The following is a 25524-nucleotide window of genomic DNA, read 5'->3' as shown; positions in this document are numbered from 1 at the left end:
GCCGGCCGGAGGGCCAATCAAGGGGTGGGCCGGGGGAGTGACGCGGTACGGAGTTCAGACGGTGGCCGGTTCGGCTGCCTCGGCCGTCTCCTGCTCCGCCGCCTCCGCACGCGTGCGTGCCTCACGGCGGGTCAGCACGAAGAAGCCGTAGGGGACGCCCGCGGCGAACAGCCACCACTGGATCATGTACGCGTAGTTCAGCGGCGCGTCCTCCTTGCCCGGGTCGGAAATCTGTTCCGGGGTGTCGCCCTTGGGCTCGGGTGCCGTCTGCTGGATGTAGCCGCCGAGCACCTGCTTGCCGAGCCGGCGCGCCTGCTCCTCGCTGTTGATCAGCATGATCTGCCGGGCGGGCAGGCCCTTGAGGTCCTTGATGCCGCTCGCCGCGGTGGTCTCGTCGGGCATCAGCCGGCCCTGGACGGTGACCTTGCCGGCCGGCGGCGCCGGGATCTTCGGGAAGGCGGTCTGGCTCGGGCCGTCGGACGGGATCCAGCCGCGGTTGACCAGCAGCACCTTGCCGTCGGTCAGCACGAAGGGGGTGAGAACGTGATAGCCGACCTCGTCGTCGGAGTTGGTGCGGCGGCGGACGACGACCTCGTCGGCGGTGTCGAAGGTGCCGGTCGCGGTGACCGTGTGGTACCGCTCCTTGCGGGTCACGGCATGCCCCGGCTCGGTCACCTCCTCCACCGGCACCGGCTTGGCACCGAGGGCGTCGGCGACCAGCTGGTTGCGGGCGCTGCGCTCCTCGTACCGGTGCTTCTGCCAGAACCCCAGCCGGATCATCGTGGGGATGAGAAGCAGCGAGACCAGGGCGAGGATCAGCCACTGCCGGGTCAACAGGAAGCGGTACACCCCACGACCGTACAACTCGGTCGTGGGGCGCGTTCGGGCGGGTACCGGGTCAGACGCGGTCGACGATGCCCGCCTTCCCGGCCTCCCGGGCGCAGTGGGCGCCGCAGAACCACTGGTTGTCCGCCTCCACGCCCTGGCCGATGATCGAGACCTTGCAGTGCTCGCAGACCGGGGCCATGCGGTGGATCGCACAGGAGAAGCAGTCGAAGACATGGACCGCGCCCTGCGCGTGCACCTCGAAGGTCATTCCGTAGTCATTGCCGCAAACTTCACATTTCGCCATGCGCCACAGGGTGGGCGGTCGGCCGCGCGCGGGCGAGCGGGCGCCGGGCGAGTCGTACGGCAATCACCCGTCCGCACGGCCCGTACGGACGGGTGTACGGCCCGCGCGGGCGGTCACTGCCGGGTGGCCGGTGCCACGTCCCGCAGCAGTTGCCCGAAGGCCGCCTCGTCGACCACCGGCGTCCCGAACTGGCGGGCCTTGAGGACCTTCGAGGTGCCCGAGTCGGGGTCGTTGGTGACGAGCAGACTGGTGAGCCGCGAGACGCTCGTCGAGACGTGCAGACCGGCCTCGACGGCCCGGTCCTCCAGGAGGTCCCGCTCGATCGACGTGTCCCCGGAGAACGCCACCCGCATGCCCTGCTTCAGCGGCCTGCCGTCCTCGTACCGGCCCGGGTTCGGGTAGGGGCACGCCGGGCGCTTGCGGGACGGCCGCCAGCTGCCGGGCCGGTAGCCCCCGTACCCGCCGCTCGCCTGGGGCCCGATCCGGGGCGTGTCCGACCACTCCGTCAGGGGGCGGCACTCCAGGAGCGGCAGGCGTACGTTGCCCGCCGCCGCGGCCCGCAGGCTGGGCCGGAACGCCTCCGCGAGCACGCGCGCGTCGTCCAGTGCGTGGTGCGCCCGCCGCTGCACGACCCCGAAGTGCGCCGCCAGGGTCTCCAGTTTGTGGTTGGGCAGCGGCAGGTCCAACTCCTTGGCGAGCGCGATCGTGCACAGCCGCTGCCGCACCGGGACCTCGGCCTTCGCGCGCGCGTACTCCCGCGCGATCATCTGCCAGTCGAAGACCGCGTTGTGCGCGACCAGCACCCGGCCGTCCAGCCGGGCCGAGAACTCCTCGGCGATGTCGGTGAAGAGCGGCGCGCCGTCGAGCACCTCGCTCGTCAGGCCGTGGATCCACACGGGACCCGGGTCGCGCTCGGGGTTGACCAGCGTGTACCAGTGGTCCTCGACCTCGCCGCGCTCGTCCAGCCGGTAGACGGCCGCGCTGATTATCCGGTCGTCCCGGGCCAGTCCGGTGGTCTCCACGTCGACGACGGCGTACCCCTTGGGATACGCGGCCGGCCACGGGGTGCCGGGGGACACTGCGGTCGTACGGTCTTCGAGCATGGTCATTGAGGATACGGGCCCGCACCGACAGCCCGGACCGTCAGGCCGCCCGCCGGGGCCGCCCGTTCGCATGTCCTGATGCCTCGTCCGTCCTGACGGCCCGTCGCACGCCCGCGGGCTCCGTCCTGATCGCCCTTCGCGTGGCTATGGACCTTTTCGCCGCCCGGTGCAAACGTGCACCCCGCCATGAGCACGGACAGCCGACGGAAGGGCGGTACGGCGGATGGCACGCGTACGGTACGGCGCTCGGACCGAGGCGGAGATCGCGGCCGCGCGCACCACGAAGCTCCCGGACGTCTGGTCCACCGGGGTGGTGGCCGTCTGGGAGACCGACCCGGACGCGGTCGCGGCCGTTCTGCCGCCACCGCTCAAGCCCACCGGCCGGCCCCTGGCCCGGGTCAGCATCAGCAAGGTCGAACTGCCCGGATACCCGCTCGGCGCCGGCTCGTTCGCGGTCGCCGCCGCGCACGGCACGGCCGAGGGCTGGTACCCGCTGGTCATGCCGATGACCCACGAGCGCGCCCTCACCGGCGGCCGCGAGGTCTTCGGCGAGCCCAAGAAGCTCGGCGAGGTGACCGTCGAGCAGGAGGGCGCACAGGTCCGCGCGGCCCTCGCCCGGCACGGCGTCGCCTTCGTGGAGGTGCGCGGCACGGTCGACGGCCCGCTGCCGCTGCCCGAGCCCGCCCCGAAGACCGACTTCTACTTCAAGTTCCTCCCGGCGGTGGACGGTTCGGGCTTCGACGGCGACCCGCTGCTGGTGCACTGCGTACGCGAGGAGAAGGTCCGCCGGCTGGAGCGCGTCACCGGAGAGGTGATCCTCCGTGAGTCCGCGTACGACCCGGTCGCCGACCTGCCGGTGCTGCGCCTGCTGGACCTCACCCTCGGCGAGAAGACCAGCGGCCAGCGCGGCCGGATCGCCGAACGGGTCGATGCCCAGGCCCTGTTGCCGTACGTCCACCAGCGCTACGACGACCCGCGCCAGATCCACGACGCGCCCCCGCAGGACGCCGAGGGGAGCGGGTCCTGATGGAGTTACGCGAAGGACAGGTCGCGGTCGTCACCGGCGCGGCGAGCGGCATCGGGCTCGCGATGGCCCGGCGGTTCGCCGCCGAGGGCCTGAAGGTGGTCCTCGCCGACGTCGAGCCGGCCGCCCTGGAGAAGGCCGCCGACGGACTGCGTGCGGAGGGCGCCGACGTGCACGCGCGCGTGGTCGACGTCGGCGTCCGCGAACAGGTCCTGGAGCTGGCCGAGTCGGCCTACGACACCTACGGCGCGGTGCACGTCCTGTGCAACAACGCCGGGGTCGGCTCGGGCGCCGAGGGCCGGATGTGGGAGCACGAACCGAACGACTGGAAGTGGGCGTTCGAGGTCAATGTGTGGGGCGTCTTCCACGGTGTACAGGCTTTCCTGCCCAGGATGATCAAGTCGGGTCAACCCGGTCATGTGGTCAATACATCCTCCGGTGACGGCGGTATCGCCCCGCTGCCCACGGCTTCCGTGTACGCGGTCACGAAGGCGGCCGTCGTCACGCTGACCGAGTCCCTGTACGCCCACCTCAGGGCCGAGCACGCGCGCGTGGGCGCCTCGGTGTTCTTCCCGGGGCCGCACATGCTGCGCACGGGCCTGTGGGAGTCGCACCGCAACCGCCCCGACCGCTACGCCAAGGAACGGCCGCGCCGGACGCCGTACCGCAGCCTCGACCAGTGGGAGGCGGCGATGCGGGCGGCGGGCAAGGAGGTCGCCTTCACGCCCGTCGAGGAGGTGGCCGGGTTCGTCGTGGCGGGCATCCGCGCGGACCGCTTCTGGCTGCTCCCGGAGAGCGGGCACAGCGACGCCCGGATCCGGGCCAGGGCGCGCTCGATGCTGGACCGCTCGAACCCCTCGTACCTCGAGAACTTCATCCTGGACTGACACCTCATCCTGGACCGACAGGGGGCAGTGGTGACCGTGTACGACGACCCATACCTGATCATCTCCTCCGACTGCCATGCCGGGCTGCCCACCGAGGAGTACCGGCCCTATCTGGACGCCCGGTTCCACCGGGACTTCGACGAGTTCCTCGCCGGGCGCGACCGCCGCCGGGAGGAGATGACCCGGCTCGGCATCCGCAACGAGGCATTCGCGGCCAGGTGGTTCCAGGACAACGAGGAGGGGCTGCGCGGGGGCTGGGACGCCGGGCAGCGCGTGAAGGAGCTGGACGGTGACGGGGTGGCCGCCGAGGTGGTCTTCCCGGACGCCGACGCGGTCGACAGCCGGACCGCGGCGCCCTTCGGGGTCGGCCTCGGCCTGTCCGGGGACCACGACCCGGAGCTCGGCATGGCCGGTGCACAGGCCCACAACCGCTGGCTGGCCGACTTCGTGTCCGAGCACCCCGAACGGCACTGCGGGGTGGCCCTGCTGCCCGTCACGGCCCCGACGGACCGTGTGGTCGCCGAGGTGTACCGCGCGAAGGAGTCCGGCCTCGGCGCGCTGATGATCCCCGCCATGTGGGTCGACAGGGAGCCGTACCACGACCGCCGTTACGACCCCGTCTGGGCGGCCGCCGCCGAGTGCGGGATGCCGGTCCTCACGCACTCCGGCGCGGCCCCGCGCGACGAGTACGGCGACCATCTCGGCATCTACGTCAGCGAGGTGACGTGGTGGCCGGCCCGCCCGCTGTGGTTCCTGCTCTGGTCCGGCGTCTTCGAACGCCATCCCGGACTGCGCTTCGGCATCGCGGAGTCGGGATGCTGGTGGCTGCCGAACCTGCTGTGGTTCATGGACCGCCTCTACCTCGGCGCGCACGGCGGCAAGAAACTCTCCCCCTTCGAGGAGCTGACCCGCCCGCCGCACGAGTACCTGGACCGGCAGGTGTTCGTCTGCGCCACCAACACCAAGCGCCGGGAACTCGCGCAGCGCTACGAGATCGGCGTCGACAACATCCTCTGGGGCAGCGACTTCCCGCACCCCGAGGGCACCTGGCCGGACACGCGCGCGTGGCTGCGCCGCACCTTCCACGACATCCCGGTGACCGAGACCCGCCGGATGCTCGGCCTCGCGGCCGCCGAGGCCTTCGGCTTCGACGTGGCCCGCCTGGCCCCGCTCGCCCGGCGCATCGGCCCCACCCCGTTTGACCTCGGCCAGCCGGCCGACCAGGCGGTGGTGGCGGCGTCCTGGTCCCGCTCGCGCGAGGTGGGCCGGCACTGGCTGACCGGCAACGACTTCCCGGCTCTGGGGGTGACGTCGTGAGCGACGACCGCTACACGGTGATCTCGGCCGACTGCCACGCGGGGGCGGACCTCCTCGACTACCGCCCCTACCTGGAGAAGCGGTACCACGACGACTTCGACGGCTGGGCGGCGACGTACGTCAACCCGTACGAGGACCTGCTCGCCGACTCGGCGGACCGCAACTGGAACTCCGCGCGGCGGCTCGCGGAGCTGGAGGCGGACGGGATCGTCGCGGAGGTGATCTTCCCGAACACCATCCCGCCGTTCTTCCCGTCGGGTTCGCTCATGGCCCCCGCGCCGACCGCGGCGGAGTTCGAGCGGCGCTGGGCGGGCCTGCGCGCCCACAACCGCTGGCTCGCCGACTTCTGCGCGGCGGCGCCGGGCCGCCGGGCGGGCGTCTTCCAGATCCTCCTCAACGACGTCGAGGAGGCCGTGAAGGAGATCCGCCGGGCCGTGTCGGCGGGCCTGAAGGGCGGGCTGATGCTCCCGGGCACCCCGCCCGGCTCGGGCCTGCCCGAACTGCACGCGCGCGTGTACGACCCGATCTGGGCCGTCTGCGCGGAACTCGGCGTCCCCGTCAACCACCACGCGGGCTCCGCCTCCCCGCCGCTCGGCGACGAACCGGCCGCCCGCGCGGTCTTCATGGTCGAGACGACCTGGTTCTCGCACCGCGCGCTCTGGCACCTGGTCTTCGGCGGCGCCTTCCGCCGCCACCCGGAGCTGAAACTGGTCCTGACCGAACAGGGCTCCGGCTGGATCCCCGGGGTCCTGGCCATGCTGGACTACTACCACGGCCGCCTGCTGGCGGCGGCGCGGGCGACGACCGCGGAGGCGAAGTTCGGCGTCGGCCTCGCGGAGGCGATGGGCAGGCCGCCCTCCGAGGTGTGGCACGAGAACTGCTTCGTCGGCGCCAGCTTCATGCGCCCGCACGAGGTGCCGCTGCGTGACCGCATCGGCCTGGACAAGATCATGTGGGGCAGCGACTACCCGCACGACGAGGGCACGTACCCGTACACCAGGGAGGGCCTGCGCTTCGCCTTCGCCGGCGTTCCGCAGAGCGAGCTCGCCGCGATGCTCGGCGGCAACGCGGCCCGCGTGTACGGCTTCGACCTGGACCTCCTGGACCCGATCGCGGCGAAGGCGGGACCGACGGTGGCGGAGATCGCCGAACCGCTGCCGGACCCGCCGGCGGACGCGACGAGCCCGGTGTTCGCGCGAGGGGCTTCGGTACGGGTCTGGTGACGTCGGTACGGCGCCCGTCGGCCCCGGGGTGCGATCCTCCCTGCTGTGACCGAACCCACGCATGACGACGAGGCCCATGGGGGAGCGCTCGGCTCCCGGCTGAACTGGCTGCGGGCGGCCGTCCTGGGCGCGAACGACGGCATCGTGTCGACGGCGGGCATCGTCGTCGGCGTCGCGGGCGCCACGGCCGACCGCAATGCCCTGCTGACGGCGGGCCTGGCGGGACTGCTCGCCGGATCCATGTCGATGGCGGCGGGGGAGTACGTCTCGGTGTCCACCCAGCGCGACTCCGAACTCGCCGCACTGGCGCAGGAGAAGCGCGAGCTGAAGGAGCAGCCCGAGGCGGAACTGGAAGAGCTGACCGAGCTGCTGGAGCGGCGCGGCCTGTCCCGGGAGGTGGCCCGCGAGGCGGCGGGCCAGCTGACGGAACGCGACGCCCTGAAGGCCCACGCGAGCGTGGAACTGGGCATCGACCCCGACGAGCTGACCAACCCCTGGAACGCGGCCCTCGCCAGCTTCCTGGCGTTCACCGTGGGGGCGCTGCTGCCGCTGCTCGCGATCGTCCTGCCGCCCTCCGACTGGCGGCTCCCGGTGACGGTGGGCTCGGTGCTGGCGGCGCTCGTCCTGACCGGCTGGGCCAGCGCCCGCCTGGGAGCGGCCGCGGTCGGCCCGGCGGTGCTGCGCAACGTCCTGGGCGGAGCGCTGGCCATGGGGGTCACGTACGCGGCGGGGAGGCTGCTGGGGGCGGCCGGGATCTAGCCCGTTGGCGGAGATCGCCAACAAGCAAGCGCATACCGCAGGTAATACTTGTGGGTAACAACGTCTAGCCGCGGTCGACCGGCGGTTCTACGGTGCCCACATGCCGAACCTGCCCGATGTCGTGACGTGGTCGATACCCGCCTTCGTGCTGCTCACCGTGATCGAGGTGATCAGCTACCGCATCCATCCCGACGACGACGAGGCCGGGTACGAGGCCAAGGACGCGGCCACGAGCATCGGCATGGGGCTGGGATCGCTCGTCTTCGACTTCGTGTGGAAGATCCCGATCGTCATGATCTACACGGCGGTGTACGCACTGACCCCGCTGCGCGTCCCCGTCCTGTGGTGGACGGTCCCGCTGATGCTGCTCGCGCAGGACTTCTTCTACTACTGGTCCCACCGCGGCCACCACGTCATCCGCATCCTGTGGGCCTGCCACGTGGTCCACCACTCCAGCAAGAAGTTCAACCTCTCCACCGCGCTGCGCCAGCCCTGGACCTCGCTGACCGTCTGGCCGTTCTACCTCCCGCTGGTGGCCGTGGGGGTGCACCCGGCCGCGCTCGCCTTCTGCTCGTCCGCCAACCTCGTCTACCAGTTCTGGATCCACACCGAACGCATCGACAAGATGCCCCGGTGGTTCGAGTTCGTGTTCAACACGCCGTCCCACCACCGCGTGCACCACGCCTCCCAGGGCGGCTACCTGGACCGCAACTTCGGCGGGATCCTGATCGTCTGGGACCGGCTGTTCGGGTCCTGGGTGCCGGAGACCGAGCGGCCCGTGTACGGGTTGACCAAGAACATCAACACGTTCAACCCCGTCAAGGTGGCCACCCACGAGTACGTCGCCATCGCCAAGGACATCAGGGCCGCGCGCAGTTGGCGGGAGCGGGCCGGGCGGCTGTTCCGGGGGCCGGGCTGGGCGCCGGCGCCCGCCGTGGAGCAGGCCGAGGAGTCCGTGGCCGCGTGAGAGCGTCCCGGGAGCTGCTCGCCGCCTTCGCCCTCGCCGTCGTCCTCGACCTCGCCTTCCTGGCCGTCGGCTTCCGCACCGGGCATGTCGTCGCCAAGGTGCTCCTGATGCCCCTGCTCGCCGCGTCCGCCGCCCGCGCGGGCGCCCCGCGGCTCCTCGTCGCCGCCCTGCTGTGCGGCTGGGGCGGCGACGTCCTGCTCCTGTCCGACGCCGACCCCGCCTTCATGGCGGGCATGGCCTCCTTCGCCGCCGGGCACGTCTGCTACCTCGTCCTCTTCCGCCGCCAGGGCCCGCCACACGCGCGTGCGCGTCTGCTCGGCCTCGCCTACGCCGCGGCCCTCGTCACCCTGGTCGCCCTGCTCTGGCCCGACCTGCCCACCGGCCTGCGCGTCCCGGTGGCCGGCTACAGCACCCTGCTCACCGCCATGGCGTACACCGCCGCCACCCGGCTCGGCAAGGCAGCCGCGCTCGGCGGCGCGCTCTTCATGGTCTCCGACACGCTGATCGCGACCGGCGTCGCCGACTGGCCGCAGCTGCCCCGACCCGACTTCTGGATCATGCTCACCTACGCGGCGGCACAGTTCCTGCTGGTCCGTGGCACCCTCGACGCGCGCCGCGCCCCGGCCACGGCGTACCGTGAAGTGCGCTCGACCACCCCCTGAGCGCACCCACGCCACCGCACGAGAAGGACCCTCGCCATGCGCGCCACCACCATCCACGCCCCGTTCGACATGCGCGTGGAGGACGTGCCCGAGCCCGTGGTGCAGCTGCCCACCGACGCCGTCGTACGGGTGCAGCGCGCCTGCATCTGCGGCAGCGACCTGTGGGCCTACCGGGGCGAGGCGGCCCGGCAGCCGGGGCAGCGCATCGGCCACGAGTTCCTCGGCGTGGTCGAGGAGACCGGCTCCGAGGTGGGCACCGTGCGGCGCGGGGACCTCGTGGTCGCCCCCTTCATGTGGTCCGACGGCGTCTGCGACTACTGCCGCGAGGGCCTGACCACGTCCTGCGAGCACGGCGGCTTCTGGGGCGCGGTGGGGTACGACGGCGGCCAGGGCGAGGCCGTGCGGGTCCCGTTCGCCGACGGCACCCTGGTCCAACTGCCGAAGGACGCCGCCTCCGACGACCACCTGCTCTCCGCCCTGCTGACCCTCTCCGACGTGCTCGGCACCGGCCACCACGCGGCCCTCGGCGCGGGCGTCCGGCCCGGCGCCACGGTGGCCGTCGTCGGCGACGGCGCGGTCGGCCTGTGCGCTGTACTGGCCGCCAAGCGGCTGGGTGCCGAGCGGATCATCGCGCTGGGCCGGCACGAGGTGCGCACCGACATCGCGCGCCGCTTCGGCGCCACCGATGTCGTCGCCGAACGCGGGGACGCGGCCGTGGACGCCGTACGCGCACTCACCCGGGGCCAGGGCGCGCACGCCGTGGTCGAGGCCGTGGGCACCGAGCAGTCCATGCGGACGGCCGTCGACATCACCCGCGACGGCGGCGCGATCGGCTTCGTCGGCGTCCCGCACGGCAGCGGCACCGGACTGGACCTCAGCGTCATGTTCGACCGGAACATCGCCCTGCGCGGCGGTGTCGCCCCGGTCCGCGCCTACATTCCCGACCTGCTGCCCGACGTCCTCGACGGCACGATCGACCCGTCGCCGGTCTTCGACCTCACCGTCGGCATCGAGGGCGTGCCCGACGGCTACAAGGCGATGGACGAGCGCACCGCCCTGAAGGTGCTCGTCACGAACGGCTGAATCAATGACAGACGGCTGTGGTTGACCACGTCGATCCGTGGATGACCGTTGATCAAGTCCATCTGATCGGCAGCGGCAGCGCCGTCAGCACCCCCGACACCGCGACCACCACGCCCAGCACGGCCACCTCGGCCCGCGCGGGGACGTACGCGGTCAGCGGGTCGGCCGCCCGGCGCACCCGGTACCGGGCCCACAGCGCGAGCACGGCGACGGCGGCGACGAGGATCACCTTGGCCAGCAGGGTGCGCCCGTACGCCGTCGTCGTCAGCTGGTCCAGGACCGTGCCCGCGGGCATCCGCCGCAGCGCACTCCACACACCCGTCGCGGTGATGGCGGCGAGCAGCACGGCGGCCACGCGCGCGTAGAGCCCGAGCAGCGCAGCCCCGGCCCTGCGGTCGCGCCACCGGCGCAGCACGCGCAACGCATGCAGCAGGCCGCCCACCCACAGCGTCGCGCACGTCAGATGCACCAGGGTCAGCGCGGAGCCGAGCAACGGGCTGTGCTCGGGCGCGGGGTGGGCGCGCAGCGCCTCGGCGACGGCCACCGCCGCCAGCGGCCACATCTGGGTCGCCGGGCGGCGCGTGCGGGCGCACAGACCGGCCAGCAGAAAGGCGTTGACCTCGACCAGTGCCAACATGCCGTCGCGCGACCGGTACAGGCCGCCCACGTCGATGTCGGCGAGCGAGCGCGGCACCAGGTTGCCCGTCGACACGACCGACGCGAGTCCCAGCGCGGCGACGAACCCGGCGGCGGCCGCGAACACCGCCCAGCCGGTGGGCCGTTCGCGCGGCGCGTCCGGCAGCCGGCGGACCAGCCGGTCCACGAACAGCTCACCCGCCGGCACACACAGGGCGGCGAACAGCACCCCCCGCAGCAGGGCGATACCGCCCACCCCGGGCGCCGCGGCCTCCCCGGTGCCCCGCAGCGCGGCGGACGGCCCGAGCAGCGGTACCAGCGCGGCAACCGCCGCCAGCACCAGGACGGCGACGGCCCGCCAAGTCCCCGGGTGTCTCGCGGAGCCACCCGCGGCCACCTCGGCGGTCGGTCGTGTCAACGGCCCCCCTGATCTCCACCAGCCATGACAGAAGCGGGCAAGTACAGGAAAACAGCTGGCGGAAGGTCATACCACCCATTCATACGTTTCCGGCCATCCTGGGGCGCCCGCCCATCACGCCGGGCGGGCCGGGACCGTCCTCACCCCGAAGCCCCGAAGCCCCGAAGCCCCGAAGCCCCGAAGTCCCGAAGTCCCGAAGTCCCGAAGTCCCGAAGTCCCGAAGTCCCGAAGTCCCGAAGTCCCGAAGCCCTGAAGCCCTGAAGCCCTGAAGCCCCGAAGCCCTGAAGCCCCGGCGCTCACGCCCAACGGGCCGGGCTCGACCCCCACGGCACCGGTGGCCGCGCCCAGTCGGCCGGGCCGCCGGCGAAGGACAACGGCGGACGCGCGTACCGCAACCGCCCCAGCGGGCTGTCCGTCCCGGCGAGCCAGGCGTCCGGCCCCTCGTACGGCTCGCCGGCCGCGGGGCCCGGCTCCAGTTCCTCCGTGAGCCACCGCGCGGTCCGCGCCAGCGCCAGCCGTACGAACCTGCTGCCCCCGTCGTACGACTGCTCGGTCAGGGCCCGCAGCACGCCTGCCGCCAGCAGATAGCCGGTGCCGTGGTCCAGGGCCTGCGCGGGCAGCGTGCCCGGCCGGTCCGCCGGGCCCTCGGTCTCCGCGATGCCGGTGGCGACCTGCACCAGGCTGTCGAAGCCGCGCCGCCCGCCCCACGGCCCGTACGTGCCCCACGCCGACACCTGGGCCACGACCAGTCCGGGCCGCCGCTCGGCCAGTGCCTCGGGGGAGAGCCCGAACCGGTCCAGGGCGCCCGGCCGGTAGCCGGTGACCACGACGTCCGCCGCGGCCAGCAGCTCCTCGAAGGCGGCGCGGTCCGTCGTCAGGTCCAGCGTCGCCGAGCGCTTCCCGAAGCCCGTGTCGGCGTGCTGGTCGGGGAGTTCGGGCAGCCGGGGCGCGTCCAGGCGCAGGACGTCGGCGCCCAGCAGCCCGAGGGTGCGGGTGGCGACCGGTCCGGCGAGGACCCGGGTCAGGTCCAGGACGCGCAGCCCGGCGGCGGGCAGCAGGGGAGCGGCGCCGGCGCCGAGCGGCGGGAGCACGCGCGCGTGTGCCGTGTCCAGGCGGCCGCGCTCGACGAGGGGGTGCGCGGCCACGGCGGCCGCCTGCTCGTGCCCGGCCCACTCCCCGGGGGAACGCAGCGCCACGGCGAGCCCGCCGGCGGAGTAGACCGTGTGCTCCACGTCCAGTGCGGGCCGCGCGGCGATCCGCGCGGCGACCTCCTCCGGGGAGGCGTGCTCCGGCAGGCCGAGCGCACGCAGCAGCCGAGCGCCGTGGTGGGGGTAGTTGGCGTGGGTGCGCACCCACCCGTCCGCCGCGCGCCAGAACCGGGACAACGGGGCGAACTGCACGGGCGCCCGCCCGTCGACCAGCAGGTGCCGCTCACTGGTGAACGCCGCCGCCACGGCCCCGTCGTCCACCCGGACCCGGGGCGGCTCCGCGGCCCCGGTCCGCCGCGCCGCCAGCTCGGCGGCGGCCAGCGCGCAGGCGCCGACGCAGGCGCGGGCGAGCTGGCGCACCGGAAGGCGCGCCGGGAGGGTGCCCTCGCGCGTCACGGTCGTGACACGCGAGAGCAGTGACGGATCGCCGCCCAGCGCGGACCACCCGTAATTGATTCCAGTCATGACTGCACTATGCATTATTGACTGAATCAATATATGTACTCCGGTGCTACCTGGTCACCGCCGCCAGGGCGTCGGCCGTGCCCCAGCCGTAGAAGCCGTTGTGGTTCCTGGAGCCCTCGCACACCGCGTCGATCTTGCCGTCGCCGTTGATGTCGTACGGGTCGGTGCACGGCGTGGCGGTCGCCTCGGCGTACAGCAGGGCCTTCACCAGGGCGGCGGAGGCGTGCGGATGGGTCGACTTGATCAATGCGGCGACGCCGACGACGTGCGGGGTCGCCATCGACGTACCGGCCATGTAGCCCCACTTGCCGCCCGGCAGCGGGCCGAGGATCAGGCCGCTGGTGGCAGGGGGCTCCGGCGCCTGGTAGGCCGTCGAGTCGCCGCCGGGCGCGGCGATGTCGATGACCCCGAGGCCGTAGTTGGAGAACGACGACTTCAGGCCCTTCGCGCCGGTCGCCGCCACCGTGACCACACCGGGCAGCTGGGTCGGGATGTCGAAGCATTTGTGCGGGTCGATCACCCGGTCGACGGGCGTGCCGTCGTTCGGCGAGACCGGGTCGGTGATCGAGTGGGAGGCCAGGTCGTAGCTCTCGTTGCCGGCCGCCGCGACGTTGACCGTGCCCTTGCGCTCCGCGAACTGCGAGGCCCGGGTGATGGCGTCGACGAGCGCCTTCTGGTTCGGGTCGCCGGTGCAGTTGAAGTACCAGGGGTCGGTGTAATAGCTGTTGTTGGTCACGTCGATGTGGTGTTCGGCCGCCCACACGAAGCCGCAGACCACGGCCTCCGTGTAGAAGTACCCGGCGGTGGTGGCGACCTTGATGCCGGCCACCTTGACGCCCGGCGCCACACCGGTGATGCCGATCCCGTTCCTGGCCCCCGCGATCTCGCCCGCCACGTGCGTGCCGTGCGGGCTCTCCGCCGCGGTGGGCCGCCAGGCGCCGTACGTCGTGTCCGGCTTGCCCGAGACGCAGTTGGTGGACTGCGCGGCGGAGAAGTTCGGGGCGATGTCCGGGTGGGTGTCGTCGACGCCCGTGTCGATGACGGCGACGGTGACCTTCGAACTGCCCAGGGTCTTCTCGTGCGCCTTGTCCGCCTTGATGGCCGGCAGGTCCCACTGCAGCGGCTCCAGCGGGTCCTGCCCGTCGGCCGCCTGCGCGTCCGCCGCCGATATCTGCTCGGAGCTCAGCACCTCGGGCGTGCCGACGTCGGTGGTCGACTGGGCGGGCAGCGGCGCGTTGCGGGTGTTGCCGGCCGAGTCCACGCCGGGCACCTTCCGGATGGTGTTGGCGAAGTCGGCGTTGGCCGAATGGACGACGATCACGCCGATCTCGTCGTACGCGATCACCACCGAACCGCCGGCCCGCGCGACCGCCTTCTGCACGCGCTCGGAAGTGCCGTGTCCGGGACGGACGTTGACGACATAGCTGAGGGACGTCGGGTCGTCGGCGGCGGCCGCGGACGTGGCCGCGCCGGTGTCGGCGGCGGACGCCGGGACGTTGGGCAGGAAGGCGAGGGCCGTGGCCATGGCCATACCGAGCGGGAGGGCGAGGACGCGGCGGTGGCGCGGCTGGGGCGCGGTCATCTGAGGTCTCCAGTTCGTTCGCGGAACGGGCGTGCCGTGCGGGAGGTCCTGCTCTGCGGCGCCTACTCGACCGCGCGGAGCGCGTCGACGACACCGGATCCGTAGAAGCCGTTGACGTGCTTGCCGCCCACGCAGGTGGCGTCGACGACACCGTCGCCGTCCCCGTCGTACGGTCCCGCCGGGCAGCCCGGGTTGTCCGCCTCGGCCTTCAGCAGGGCCAGCAGCCGGGCCGGGGTGGCGTGCGGGTGCGTCGACTTCAGCAGCGCGGCCACCGCGGCCACGTGCGGGGAGGCCATCGAGGTGCCCTGGAGGAAGCCGTACTGGTCGTTCGGCAGGGTGGACAGGATGCGGCCGTTCTTCGACGGCGTGTCCGGGATCTGGTACTTGTCGCCGCCCGGGCCCGCCACGTCGACGACGCCCCGGCCGTAGCTGGAGTAGTACGACTTCGTGTCGTTGACGCCGACCGCGCTCACGGTGACCACGCCGGGCAGCTGGGTCGGTACGTCGAAGCACTCGTGCGGGTCGACCGTCCGGGTGGTGGCCGTCGAGTCGTCCGGGCTCGAGGTGTCCGTGAGGGCGTGCGAGTCGAGGTCGTCGTTCGAGTTGCCCGCCGAGGCCACGTTGAGCGTGCCCTTGCTCTGGGCGTAGAGCTGCGCCCTGTTGACCGCGTCAACGATGGCGCGTTGATCGGGGTCGTCCATGCAGTTGTACAGCCACGGGTCAACGTAGTAGCTGTTGTTGGTGATCTCGATGCCGTGGTCGGCGGCGAAGACGAAGGCGCAGACCACGCTCTCCGGGTAGAACAGCTGCGTCGCGTCGGGCTGGGCCACCGTGATGCTCGCGACCTTCACGCCCGGTGCCACGCCGGCCACGCCGATCCCGTTGCGGGCCGCGGCTATCTCGCCGGCGACGTGGGTGCCGTGGTAGTGGTCGGCGTCCGCCGGCCGCCAGGCGCCGTACGTCGTGTCCGCCTTGCCGCTCACGCAGTTGGCGGACTGCGCTGCGGAGAAGTTCGGGGCGATGTCCGGGTGGGTGTCGTCGACGCCGGTGTCGATGATGCCGACCGTCACCGAGCGGCTCCCCGGGTTGATCGCGGCGGCCTTGTCGGCGCCGATCGTCCGCAGGTCCCACTGGTCGGCCTCAAGAGGCTCCTGGCCCGCCGCCGCCCGCTGCCCGATCCGTGCGGCCTCCGCCTTCGACAGCATCTGCACGGCGCCCTCGTCGGTGGTCCCCGCCGCGCTCAGTGCGGCCGTCCGGGTGGCACCCGCCGACTGCACCCCGCGTACCGCGCGCAGTGCCGCGCCGAAGTCCGGGTTCGCCGAGTGCACGACGATCACGCCGATCTTGTCGTACGTCGCGACGATCGTGCCGCCGTTGCGGGTGACCGCCCGCTGCACCGACTCGATCGTGCGATGGTCCGTCCTGGTGTTGACGACGTAGGCCAGGTTCGGCCCGTCCGCCGCCCGGGTCACCCGGGCGGACGGCGATGCCGCCGATGCCGCCGTCGGCAGCAGGCCGAGCGAGGCGGTCAGCGACAGGACGACCGGGACGGCGAGCGCCAGCCCCCGTCTGGAACGCAGATGAGCCATGGGGTCTCCACATCATCCGGAACATCAGCCGAAAACGGGACCGCCCAAGACGCGAGGTGCGCTTGGGCAGGTACATGACGGGTGGTGCAGGGCCGAAGCTATCTCCCGCACTCACCGGCCAGCAATGACCGGAGGTGACTTGCACCGACGACTTCCGAAAGAACTCGGGCGAGTTGAACCCGACCACGCGTGGCGCCGTGACCTCGGGGAGGGAGCCACAGCAGGATCGAGGCCCCCCGTCGGAATCACGCACCGGAGTCGCACCAGGACTCTGCGTGTGTGATCCACATGTCTGTGAGGTCAGAATCCGCATGTCCGTATCGCGAGGAGACTCCGTGGCCACCGAGACACCACCGCCCTCGAACACGCAGACCCGGCTCCCTTCCGGCGAGGAGTTCGCCGAGGTGCAGCAGAGTCCGGAGTTCACCGAACTGCGGCACTCCTACCGCTCCTTCGCCTTCCCGCTGACCTTCGCCTTCATCGCCTGGTACCTGCTGTACGTCCTGCTCTCCAGCTACGCGGACGACTTCATGGGCACCAAGGTCGTCGGCAACATCAACGTGGCGCTGGTCCTCGGGCTCGCCCAGTTCCTCACCACGTTCCTCATCGCCTGGTGGTACGCCCGGCACGCCGCCGCCAAGCTCGACCCCAAGGCGGAGGCCATCAAGTCCCGGATGGAGGGCGGCGCATGAGCCCCGCGATCACGATGGCGGCCGGCGAGGCCAGTGAGCACCGGACGCTGATCATCACCCTGTTCGCGGTGTTCGTCGCCGCGACCCTCGTCATCACCGTCTGGGCGGGCCGCCAGACCAAGGACGCCGCCGACTTCTACGCGGGCGGCCGCCAGTTCACCGGCTTCCAGAACGGCCTCGCCGTCTCCGGCGACTACATGTCCGCCGCGTCCTTCCTGGGCATCGCCGGTGCCATCGCCCTGTTCGGCTACGACGGCTTCCTCTACTCCATCGGCTTCCTGGTCGCCTGGCTGGTCGCCCTGCTCCTGGTCGCCGAGCCGCTGCGCAACTCCGGCCGCTACACCATGGGCGACGTGCTGGCCTACCGCATGCGCCAGCGCCCGGTCCGCACCGCCGCCGGCACCTCGACGATCGTCGTCTCGATCTTCTACCTGCTGGCCCAGATGGCGGGAGCCGGCGTCCTCGTCTCCCTCCTCCTCGGCATCACCAGCGACGGCGGCAAGATCGGCATCGTCGCCCTGGTCGGCGTCCTGATGATCGTCTACGTCACCATCGGCGGCATGAAGGGCACCACCTGGGTCCAGATGGTCAAGGCCGTGCTGCTCATCGCGGGCGCTCTGCTGCTGACCTTCATGGTCCTCGCCAAGTTCCACTTCAACGTCTCCGACCTGCTCGGCAAGGCCGCCGACAACAGCGGCAAGGGTGCCGCCTTCCTGGAGCCCGGCCTGAAGTACGGCGCCACCGGCACCAGCAAGCTGGACTTCCTCTCCCTCGGTATCGCCCTGGTCCTCGGCACCGCCGGACTGCCGCACATCCTGATCCGGTTCTACACCGTGCCCACCGCCAAGGCCGCCCGGAAGTCCGTCCTCTGGGCGATCGGCCTGATCGGCGCCTTCTACCTGATGACCCTCGCCCTCGGCTTCGGCGCGGCCGCGCTGATCAAACCCGACGAGATCATCGCCTCCAACAAGTCCGGCAACACCGCGGCCCCGCTCCTCGCCCTGCACCTGGGCGGCGTCGACTCCAACTGGGGCGCGATCCTGCTGGCCACCATCTCCGCGGTGGCCTTCGCGACGATCCTCGCGGTGGTCGCGGGCCTCACCCTGGCGTCCTCGTCGTCCTTCGCGCACGACATCTACGCCAACGTCATCAAGAAGGGCCAGGCCACCGAGAAGCAGGAGATCAACGCGGCCCGCTACGCCACCGTCGGCATCGGCGCCGTGTCGATCGTGCTCGGCGCCCTGGCCCGCGACCTCAACGTCGCCGGCCTGGTCGCGCTCGCCTTCGCGGTCGCCGCCTCCGCCAACCTTCCGACCATCCTCTACAGCCTCTTCTGGAAGCGGTTCACCACCGCCGGAGCCCTCTGGTCGATCTACGGCGGCCTGGTCACCGCGGTGGGCCTGGTGCTGTTCTCACCGGTGGTGTCCGGGAAGGAGACGTCGATGTTCCCGGGCGTCGACTTCCACTGGTTCCCGCTGGAGAACCCGGGCATCATCTCGATCCCGGTCGGATTCCTGCTCGGCGTCGTGGGCACCCTCCTCTCCAAGGAGGCGCCGGACGACGCCAAGTACGCGGAGCTGGAGGTGCGGTCCCTGACCGGCACCGGAGCGCACTGAGGTTCGTACGACTGGCCGCGTCGACGGGATCATAGGATCCTACGACGCGGCCGCGTCGTACCTCGTGGCATCAGGCCTCTCCCGATGTCAGTGCCGTCACGTAGGCTCACAAGAGACGGCCGAGATCCGATCCGCGACGAGGGAGGGGGCCCGCGTGCTCATCGACACCTATGGCCGGGTGGCCACCGACCTGAGAGTCTCGCTGACCGACCGGTGCAACCTGCGCTGTACGTACTGCATGCCCGAGGAGGGCCTGCAGTGGCTGGCCAAGCCCGACCTGCTCACGGACGACGAGATCGTCCGGCTGATCGACATCGCCGTCCGGCTGCTGGGCATCGAGGAGGTCCGCTTCACCGGCGGCGAGCCGCTGCTGCGCCCCGGCCTGGTCGGCATCGTCGAGCGCGTGGCGGACCTGGCCCCGCGCCCGCGGATGTCCCTGACGACCAACGGCATCGGCCTGCGCCGGACCGCGACGGCTCTCAAGGCGGCCGGCCTGGACCGGGTCAACGTCTCCCTGGACACCCTCCGCCCGGACGTCTTCAAGACCCTCACCCGCCGCGACCGCCACCAGGACGTCCTGGACGGCCTCCGAGCCGCCCACGACGCCGGCCTCACCCCGGTCAAGGTCAACACGGTCCTGATGCCCGGCCTGAACGAGGACGAGGCCCCCGACCTCCTCGCCTGGGCGGTGGCCCATGACTACGAGCTGCGTTTCATCGAGCAGATGCCGCTCGACGCCCAGCACGGCTGGAAACGCGACAGCATGGTGACGGCCGGGGACATCCTCGCCTCCCTCCGCACCCGCTTCGACCTCGCCCCCGAGGGCGCCGACGACCGCGGCTCGGCCCCGGCGGAGCGCTGGCTGGTCGACGGCGGCCCGCACCGCGTCGGCGTCATCGCCTCGGTCACCCGCCCGTTCTGCGCGGCCTGCGACCGCACCCGCCTCACGGCCGACGGCCAGATACGGACCTGCCTGTTCGCACGGGAGGAGACGGACCTGCGCGGCGCGCTCCGCTCCGGCGCGCCGGACGAGGAGATCGCCCGCAGGTGGCGGCTGGCGATGTGGGGAAAGAAGGCGGGGGCGGGACTGGACGATCCGCAGTTCGTGCAGCCGGACCGGCCGATGTCCGCGATCGGCGGCTAGCCCGCGCATCCCCCGTATCCGGCCCCTGTCCGCCCTACCCGGTCTACCCGTCCTGCTCGGGTGAGCCGGGCGATTCCCACTCCCGCAGCAGCACGACGTCCTTCAGGAACCCCCGGACACCGAGGAACTGGGAGAGATGCTCCCGGTGTTCCTCGCAGGCGAGCCAGGTCTTGCGCCGCTCCGGTGTGTGGATCTTCGGGTTGTTCCACGCCAGCACCCACACCGCGGCTTCGCGACAGCCCTTCGCCGAACAGACAACGTCACTCACTGCTTCGTCTCGCACCGCTTCGTCTCGCAGAAAAGCCCCGCAAACAAGGCGACGCCGAGCAGCCACGGGGGGAGCTGCCCGGCGTCGGTCCGTCGCTCCGACGGGGGATGCGGAGCGCGTACGCAGTATGTCACGGGTCACCCTTGGCCCGGCACTGGAACAGCACGATCGATCTGAGCATTTCTTGAGCTTCGGGCGGAACCGCCAACCGTCCGCACGGCGTCCATGATGCTCAGACCGGCTCCGGCCGCTCGCCGCGCACGGGCCCCGCCGCCGGATCCGCCACCACGTCCTCCGGGACGGATTCCGCCTGTGCCTCCTCGCGCCGCGGCGGCGCGATCTCCCGCACTGCCGAAAGCGTGGGAGGTGCCCCCACACGGGTCGGCGTGACTTCGAAGGTCGACGGAAGCGACTGCGGCCGCTCCCGTCCGGCGTTGGCGATGACGACGGCGACATAGGGCAGCAGCGCCCCGAGTACCAAGGCCACGACGGCGACGTACCGTTCGACGTTCCACAACGTCACCGCGAGGATCACCGACATGGTCCGGATGCCCATCGAGATGACGTACCGCCGCTGCCGGCCGCGTACGTCCTCCGCCAGGCCGGTACGGGCTCCGGTGATCCGGAACACCTGGACGTTGCCGTCGCCGCGCTGCTTCCGCATCACATTCCACCATCCGCCCGCATCGGACTCTCCCCGGCCCGTACCCGGTCCGCGCCCACTCGGGGAACCGGGCCGGAACCCTTCCCACGTTACGCCGTGCCTGCGTCGCCTTCGAGACCGGGTCGCCCTCCGGCCTGCGTGAACGCCCTGCGCCGTAGCGCGTACGGCGGCACCGACATGCGCCGTACGGCGTACGGGCCGACACTTGGCGTAATGCTCACGTCGAGCCGTACGAGGAGGCAGTCATGGGCTGGTTGTGGGCGATCATCGTGGGTTTCGTGCTGGGCCTCATCGCGAAGGCGGTCATCCCGGGCAAGCAGCACAGCCCCCTGTGGCTGACGACCATCTTCGGCATCCTGGGCGCCATCGCAGGCAACGCGATCGCCCGCGCGGTCGGCGTGGCGGAGACGAGAGGCATCGACTGGACCCGTCACCTGTTCCAGCTGGTGGCGGCGATCATCATCGTCTTCCTGGGCGACATGGCGTACACGGCGACGCTGGGAAAGCGCAAACAGCGCATCTGACGCGCCCCGTCAGGGGCGCGGGGAACTGCGCGACCAGCCACATCGAACCCGAACCCGCGGCCGACAACGTACCCCGCACCCCCCACGGCGCTCACGAACCGACGACCTCCACGGCCGCCAGGTTCTTCTTCCCGCGCCGCAGCACCAGCCACCGTCCGTGCAGCAGCTCCGCAGGATCCGGCACCGCGTCCTCGGCGGTCACCTTCACGTTGTTCACGTAGGCCCCGCCCTCCTTCACGGTCCGCCGCGCGGCGGACTTGGACGCCACCAGCCCGACCTCGGCGAACAGGTCGACCACCGGACCCAGCTCGGCGACCTTGACGTGCGGCACCTCGGACAGCGCCGCCGCCAGCGTCCGGCCGTCCAGCTCCGCCAGCTCGCCCTGCCCGAACAGCGCCTTGGACGCGGCGATCACCGCGGCGGTCTGGCCGGCTCCGTGGACCAGCGTCGTCAGCTCCTCGGCCAGCGCCCGCTGCGCCGCCCGCGCCTGCGGACGCTCCGCGGTCTGCTGCTCCAGCTCCTCGATCTCCTCGTGGGACCTGAAGCTGAAGATCCGCAGGAACTTGGAGACATCCCGGTCGTCCGCGTTCAGCCAGAACTGGTAGAAGGCGTACGGCGTGGTCATCTCCGGGTCGAGCCACACCGTGCCGGACTCCGTCTTGCCGAACTTGGTGCCGTCGGCCTTGGTGATCAGCGGTGTGCCCAGCGCGTGCACCACGGCGTCGGGCTCGACCTTGTGGATCAGGTCGGTGCCCGAGGTGAGGTTGCCCCACTGGTCGCTGCCGCCGGTCTGCAGCGTGCAGCCGTACCGCCGGTAGAGCTGGAGGAAGTCCATGCCCTGGAGGATCTGGTAGCTGAACTCCGTGTAGCTGATGCCCTCCTGGGACTCCAGGCGCCGGGCCACGGCCTCCTTCGCGATCATCTTGTTCACGCGGAAGTGCTTGCCGATGTCCCGCAGGAACTCGATGGCCGACAGGCCCTGCGTCCAGTCCAGGTTGTTGACCATGACCGCCGCGTTCGGACCCTCGAAGTCCAGCAGCGGAGCGATCTGGGCGCGCAGCCGCTCGACCCACTGGGCGACGACCTCGGGCGCGTTGAGCGTGCGCTCGGAGTTCGGCTTCGGGTCACCGATCAGGCCGGTGGCACCCCCGACCAGGCCCAGCGGGCGGTTCCCCGCCTGCTGGATCCGGCGCATCGTCAGGATCTGCACGAGGTTGCCGAGGTGCAGGCTGGGCGCGGTCGGGTCGAAACCGCAATAGAACGTGACGGGACCGTCCGCGAACGCCTTGCGCAATGCGTCCTCGTCCGTGGAGAGGGCGATGAGCCCCCGCCACTTCAGCTCGTCGACGATGTCCGTCACGGTTCTCGTGTCTCCTTGATGATCTCGCGGCGGCCGTACGGCCACGGCTACGAGGTTATACGCCCTGGCTGACAGAGCTCATATTGAAGTCGGGCACCCGCAGCGCGGGCATCGCAGCCCTAGTGAACCAGTCGCTCCACTCCCTCGGCAGCGTCTTTTCCGTGCGCCCGGCCTCGGTCGCCCGGCCCAGCAGGTCCACCGGCGACTCGTTGAACCTGAAGTTGTTCACCTGCCCGGTGACCTGGCCGTTCTCCACCAGGTAGACGCCGTCCCGGGTCAGGCCGGTGAGCAGCAGCGTCGCCGGGTCGACCTCGCGGATGTACCAGAGGCAGGTCAGCAGCAGCCCGCGCTTGGTGGCCGCGACCATCTCCTCCAGGAGGTGGTCCTGGCCGCCGTCCAGGATCAGGTTGCCGCCGGCCGGGGCGACCGGTAGCCCGGTGAGGCCCGAGGTGTGCCGGGTGGTCGTCAGGTGCTTCAGCTCGCCCTGCGACACCCACTCGGTGGCGCCGGCGGGCAGCCCGTTGTCGAAGACGGACCGGTCCCCGCCGGAGGAGTGCGCGACGACGAAGGGCGCGGACTCCAGGCCCGGCTCGTTCGGGTCGCTGCGCAGGGTCAGCGGCAGGTCGGTCAGCTTCTCGCCGACGCGGGTGCCGCCGCCCGGCTTGGAGAACACCGTCCGGCCCTCGGCCGCGTCCCGCCCGGACGCCGACCACAGCTGGTAGATCAGCAGGTCGGCGACCGCGGTCGGCGGCAGCAGCGTCTCGTACCGGCCGGCCGGGAGGTCCACCCGCCGCTCGGCCCAGCCGAGCCGTACCGCGAGCTCGGCGTCGAGCGCGCCGGGGTCGACGTCCTTGAAGTCCCGCGTGGAACGTCCGGCCCAGGCGGAGCGGGTACGGTCCGGCGACTTGGCGTTCAGCTCCAGCGTGCCGGTGGGCTGGTCGTGCCTCAGGCGCAGCCCGGTCGAGGTGCCCAGGTACGTCGACACCAGCTCGTGGTTGGCGAAGCCGTACAGCTCGCGGCCGCCGGCACGCGCGCGTGCGAAGGCCTCGCCGAGCGCCGGGGCGAAGTCGGCGAACACGGATGAGGAGGTCTCGGCGGGCGCGTCGGTGAAGTCCGGCGCCTCCGGTACGCCGGTGACCAGCGGCTGGGCGTCCTCGGCGGGCCCGGCACCGCGCGCGGCGGCCTCGGCGGCCCGCACCAGCGGCTCCAGGTCGTCGGCGGTCACGGCCGACCGGGTCACGACACCCGAGGCCGTGCCCTCCTTGCCGTCCACGGTGGCGACGACGGTGAGCGAACGGCCGCGGGTGACGCCGTTGGTGGTGAGCGCGTTGCCGGCCCAGCGCAGGTTGGCGGTGGAGTGCTCGTCGGCGATGACCACGCAGCCGTCGGCCCGGGACAGTTCCAGAGCGCGCTCGACGATCTCGTGCGGCTTGTTGCTACGGGCGCTCATCGACCGGCCTCCTGGGTGGTGTTGAGGATGTTGACGCCCTTGAAGAGGGCCGAGGGGCAGCCGTGTGACACCGCGGCGACCTGTCCCGGCTGGGCCTTGCCGCAGTTGAAGGCGCCGCCGAGGACGTACGTCTGGGGGCCGCCGACGGCCGCCATGGAGCCCCAGAAGTCGGTGGTCGTCGCCTGGTAGGCGACGTCGCGCAGCTGCCCGGTGATTTGGCCGTTCTCGATTTTGAAGAACCGCTGCCCGGTGAACTGGAAGTTGTAGCGCTGCATGTCGATCGACCAGGAACGGTCGCCGACCACGTAGATCCCGCGGTCGACCCCGCCGATCAGGTCCTCCGTCGCCAGCCCGGCCGGGTCCGGCTGCAGGGACACGTTGGCCATGCGCTGCACGGGGACGTGCCCGGGGGAGTCGGCGTACGCGCACCCGTTGGAGCGGTCGAAGCCGGTCAGCCGCGCGATCCTGCGGTCCAGCTGGTAGCCGACGAGCGTGCCGTCCTTGACCAGGTCCCAGGACTGCGCCGCGACGCCCTCGTCGTCGTAGCCGATGGTCGCCAGGCCGTGCTCGGCGGTGCGGTCGCCGGTGACGTTCATCAGGTCGGAGCCGTACTTCAGCTTGCCGAGCTGGTCGAAGGTGGCGAAGGAGGTGCCGGCGTAGGCGGCCTCGTAGCCGAGCGCGCGGTCCAGTTCGGTGGCGTGGCCGATGGACTCGTGGATGGTCAGCCACAGGTTGGAGGGGTCGACCACCAGGTCGTACAGACCCGCCTGGACGCTCGGCGCCCGCATCTTCTCGGCCAGCAGCTCCGGGATCTGCTCCAGTTCGGCGTCCCAGTCCCAGCCGGTGCCGGTGAGGTACTCCCAGCCGCGGCCGACCGGCGGCGCGATGGTCCGCATCGAGTCGAACTCGCCGCTGGACTCGTCGACCGACACGGCCGTCAGCTGCGGATGCAGCCGCACCCGCTGCTGGGTCGTCACGGTCCCGGCCGTGTCCGCGTAGAACTTGTTCTCGTGGACGGTGAGCAGCGAGGCGTCGACGTGGTTGACGCCGTTCGCCGCCAGCAGCCGCGCGCTCCACTCCGCGAGCAGCGCCGCCTTCTCCTCGTCCGGCACGGAGAACGGGTCGATCTCGTACGCCGAGACCCACGTCTTCTCCTCGTGCACCGGCTCGCCGGCCAGCTCCACCCGCTCGTCCGACCCTGCGGCCCTGATGACCTGCGCCGAGAGCTTGGCCATCGCCACCGCCTGGGAGGCGACCTTGGCGGCCGCGTCCAGGGTCAGGTCCACCCCGGACGCGAAGCCCCAGGTGCCGCCGTGCACGACCCGGACCGCGTACCCGAGGTCGGTGGTGTCCGAGGATCCGGCGGGCTTGGCGTCCCTGAGACTCCAGGACGCGCTGCGCACCCGCTCGAACCGGAAGTCCGCGTGCTCGGCCCCCAGCGCACGCGCGCGTGCCAGCGCGGCGTCGGCCAGGGCCCGTAGCGGAAGCGCCGTGAAGGCTTCGTCGATGGAATGAGGCACGGAGGTCTCCCTGCTGTCGTGGCCTGTCCGTCCGATCATGTCGCGCCCGCGTGTCCGTGGACCACAGGTTTCGGCCCGGCGTCGGGCCTTTCTGTAGGGACCCGACAGCGACACCCCCGAGCCACTGTCGGTGCCCACTTGGTCGCCGTGACGGCCGGACCGATAGGTTTTTGATGAAGCCGCCTGTCATGCCAGCTGTTCGGGCGGGTTGTCAGACCGATCGAAAGGGTG

General features: G+C 71.7%; 24 protein-coding genes. 12 read left to right on the top strand and 12 right to left on the bottom strand.

Features of this window, described 5'->3' with window-relative positions; genetic code table 11:
• Window positions 1–54: 54 nt before the first annotated feature.
• The 3 genes from ACIQVL_RS00260 to ACIQVL_RS00250 all read right to left on the bottom strand — a co-directional run bounded on the left by ACIQVL_RS00260 (window position 55) and on the right by ACIQVL_RS00250 (window position 2235).
• Window positions 55–849 carry an SURF1 family protein gene (locus ACIQVL_RS00260; protein WP_403435402.1) on the bottom strand — a complete coding sequence of 265 codons (795 nt, stop codon included), beginning with the start codon at window positions 847–849 and terminating at the stop codon, window positions 55–57.
• A 49-nt stretch (window positions 850–898) separates the two neighbouring features.
• Complete coding sequence (locus tag ACIQVL_RS00255; RefSeq protein WP_093508408.1) at window positions 899–1132, bottom strand: hypothetical protein; 234 nt, start codon at window positions 1130–1132, stop codon at window positions 899–901.
• Window positions 1133–1245: 113 nt separating this feature from the next.
• Window positions 1246–2235 (bottom strand): DEDDh family exonuclease, encoded by a 990-nt coding sequence (locus tag ACIQVL_RS00250; protein WP_403435404.1) that lies wholly within the window; start codon window positions 2233–2235, stop codon window positions 1246–1248.
• Window positions 2236–2458: 223 nt separating this feature from the next.
• Between ACIQVL_RS00250 and ACIQVL_RS00245 the strand changes: the two genes are divergently transcribed.
• From ACIQVL_RS00245 to ACIQVL_RS00210, 8 genes are all read left to right on the top strand, one after another.
• On the top strand, window positions 2459–3262 hold the full coding sequence (locus ACIQVL_RS00245; protein ID WP_403473863.1) for an acetoacetate decarboxylase family protein: 804 nt from the start codon (window positions 2459–2461) through the stop codon (window positions 3260–3262).
• A complete protein-coding gene (locus tag ACIQVL_RS00240; RefSeq protein ID WP_403473862.1) occupies window positions 3262–4146 on the top strand; it encodes an SDR family NAD(P)-dependent oxidoreductase in 885 nt (294 codons plus the stop codon). The genes ACIQVL_RS00245 and ACIQVL_RS00240 overlap by 1 nt, the downstream gene beginning before the upstream one ends.
• 30 nt (window positions 4147–4176) lie before the next feature.
• Window positions 4177–5463, top strand: a complete 1287-nt coding sequence (locus ACIQVL_RS00235) for an amidohydrolase family protein (RefSeq protein WP_403435409.1) — start codon at window positions 4177–4179, stop codon at window positions 5461–5463.
• Window positions 5460–6686, top strand: coding sequence for an amidohydrolase family protein (locus tag ACIQVL_RS00230; protein WP_403473861.1), 1227 nt, complete (start codon window positions 5460–5462; stop codon window positions 6684–6686). Before ACIQVL_RS00235 ends, ACIQVL_RS00230 begins: the two co-directional genes overlap by 4 nt.
• Window positions 6687–6731: 45 nt before the next feature.
• Window positions 6732–7445 carry a VIT family protein gene (locus ACIQVL_RS00225; protein WP_403435412.1) on the top strand — a complete coding sequence of 238 codons (714 nt, stop codon included), beginning with the start codon at window positions 6732–6734 and terminating at the stop codon, window positions 7443–7445.
• 100 nt (window positions 7446–7545) lie between these two features.
• The gene (locus tag ACIQVL_RS00220) at window positions 7546–8412 is read left to right on the top strand and encodes a sterol desaturase family protein (protein ID WP_403473860.1); all 867 of its coding nucleotides are present in this window, start codon (window positions 7546–7548) and stop codon (window positions 8410–8412) included.
• Entirely contained in the window at window positions 8409–9074 is a 666-nt protein-coding gene (locus ACIQVL_RS00215) for a lysoplasmalogenase (protein ID WP_403435416.1), read from the top strand. The genes ACIQVL_RS00220 and ACIQVL_RS00215 overlap by 4 nt, the downstream gene beginning before the upstream one ends.
• A 36-nt stretch (window positions 9075–9110) precedes the next feature.
• The gene (locus ACIQVL_RS00210; protein ID WP_403473859.1) at window positions 9111–10157 is read left to right on the top strand and encodes a zinc-dependent alcohol dehydrogenase family protein; all 1047 of its coding nucleotides are present in this window, start codon (window positions 9111–9113) and stop codon (window positions 10155–10157) included.
• 52 nt (window positions 10158–10209) lie between these two features.
• Here ACIQVL_RS00210 and ACIQVL_RS00205 read toward each other — a convergent pair whose 3' ends face one another.
• The 4 genes from ACIQVL_RS00205 to ACIQVL_RS00190 all read right to left on the bottom strand — a co-directional run bounded on the left by ACIQVL_RS00205 (window position 10210) and on the right by ACIQVL_RS00190 (window position 16055).
• Window positions 10210–11211, bottom strand: coding sequence for a CopD family protein (locus ACIQVL_RS00205; protein WP_403473858.1), 1002 nt, complete (start codon window positions 11209–11211; stop codon window positions 10210–10212).
• A 296-nt stretch (window positions 11212–11507) separates the two neighbouring features.
• Window positions 11508–12884 (bottom strand): CoA transferase, encoded by a 1377-nt coding sequence (locus tag ACIQVL_RS00200; protein WP_403473857.1) that lies wholly within the window; start codon window positions 12882–12884, stop codon window positions 11508–11510.
• Between the two features lie 46 nt (window positions 12885–12930).
• Window positions 12931–14466, bottom strand: a complete 1536-nt coding sequence (locus ACIQVL_RS00195; protein WP_403473856.1) for a S8 family peptidase — start codon at window positions 14464–14466, stop codon at window positions 12931–12933.
• Window positions 14467–14528: 62 nt separating this feature from the next.
• The gene (locus tag ACIQVL_RS00190; protein WP_403473855.1) at window positions 14529–16055 is read right to left on the bottom strand and encodes a S8 family peptidase; all 1527 of its coding nucleotides are present in this window, start codon (window positions 16053–16055) and stop codon (window positions 14529–14531) included.
• 335 nt (window positions 16056–16390) lie between these two features.
• On the opposite strand from ACIQVL_RS00190, the gene ACIQVL_RS00185 reads away from it, so the two are divergent.
• The 3 genes from ACIQVL_RS00185 to moaA all read left to right on the top strand — a co-directional run bounded on the left by ACIQVL_RS00185 (window position 16391) and on the right by moaA (window position 19507).
• Window positions 16391–16747 (top strand): DUF485 domain-containing protein, encoded by a 357-nt coding sequence (locus ACIQVL_RS00185; protein WP_403435427.1) that lies wholly within the window; start codon window positions 16391–16393, stop codon window positions 16745–16747.
• On the top strand, window positions 16744–18363 hold the full coding sequence (locus ACIQVL_RS00180; protein WP_403435429.1) for a cation acetate symporter: 1620 nt from the start codon (window positions 16744–16746) through the stop codon (window positions 18361–18363). The genes ACIQVL_RS00185 and ACIQVL_RS00180 overlap by 4 nt, the downstream gene beginning before the upstream one ends.
• Before the next feature lie 154 nt (window positions 18364–18517).
• Entirely contained in the window at window positions 18518–19507 is a 990-nt protein-coding gene (gene moaA, locus ACIQVL_RS00175; protein WP_403435430.1) for a GTP 3',8-cyclase MoaA, read from the top strand.
• A gap of 43 nt (window positions 19508–19550) precedes the next feature.
• On the opposite strand, the gene ACIQVL_RS00170 is transcribed toward moaA, so the two are convergent.
• Both ACIQVL_RS00170 and ACIQVL_RS00165 read right to left on the bottom strand, forming a co-directional pair.
• A complete protein-coding gene (locus tag ACIQVL_RS00170) occupies window positions 19551–19775 on the bottom strand; it encodes a hypothetical protein (protein WP_403473854.1) in 225 nt (74 codons plus the stop codon).
• 232 nt (window positions 19776–20007) lie between these two features.
• Window positions 20008–20439 (bottom strand): DUF3099 domain-containing protein, encoded by a 432-nt coding sequence (locus tag ACIQVL_RS00165; RefSeq protein ID WP_403473853.1) that lies wholly within the window; start codon window positions 20437–20439, stop codon window positions 20008–20010.
• Window positions 20440–20684: 245 nt separating this feature from the next.
• Here ACIQVL_RS00165 and ACIQVL_RS00160 point away from each other — a divergent pair, with 245 nt between their 5' ends.
• Complete coding sequence (locus ACIQVL_RS00160) at window positions 20685–20963, top strand: GlsB/YeaQ/YmgE family stress response membrane protein (protein WP_403435436.1); 279 nt, start codon at window positions 20685–20687, stop codon at window positions 20961–20963.
• 91 nt (window positions 20964–21054) lie between these two features.
• On the opposite strand, the gene tyrS is transcribed toward ACIQVL_RS00160, so the two are convergent.
• From tyrS to ACIQVL_RS00145, 3 genes are read right to left on the bottom strand one after another with little or no spacing between them, the layout of a single operon-like run.
• A complete protein-coding gene (tyrS, locus tag ACIQVL_RS00155) occupies window positions 21055–22323 on the bottom strand; it encodes a tyrosine--tRNA ligase (RefSeq protein ID WP_403435438.1) in 1269 nt (422 codons plus the stop codon).
• A 55-nt stretch (window positions 22324–22378) separates the two neighbouring features.
• The gene (locus tag ACIQVL_RS00150; protein WP_403473852.1) at window positions 22379–23773 is read right to left on the bottom strand and encodes a metallopeptidase TldD-related protein; all 1395 of its coding nucleotides are present in this window, start codon (window positions 23771–23773) and stop codon (window positions 22379–22381) included.
• Complete coding sequence (locus ACIQVL_RS00145; RefSeq protein WP_403473851.1) at window positions 23770–25332, bottom strand: TldD/PmbA family protein; 1563 nt, start codon at window positions 25330–25332, stop codon at window positions 23770–23772. The genes ACIQVL_RS00150 and ACIQVL_RS00145 overlap by 4 nt, the downstream gene beginning before the upstream one ends.
• Between the last annotated feature and the right edge of the window lie 192 nt (window positions 25333–25524).

Origin of the sequence: Streptomyces sp. NPDC090499 (assembly GCF_044769305.1) — a bacterium.
Classification (GTDB): Bacteria; Actinomycetota; Actinomycetes; order Streptomycetales; family Streptomycetaceae; genus Streptomyces.
Note: the sequence above shows the minus strand (reverse complement) of the source record. Positions and strands in the feature narration are given on the sequence as shown.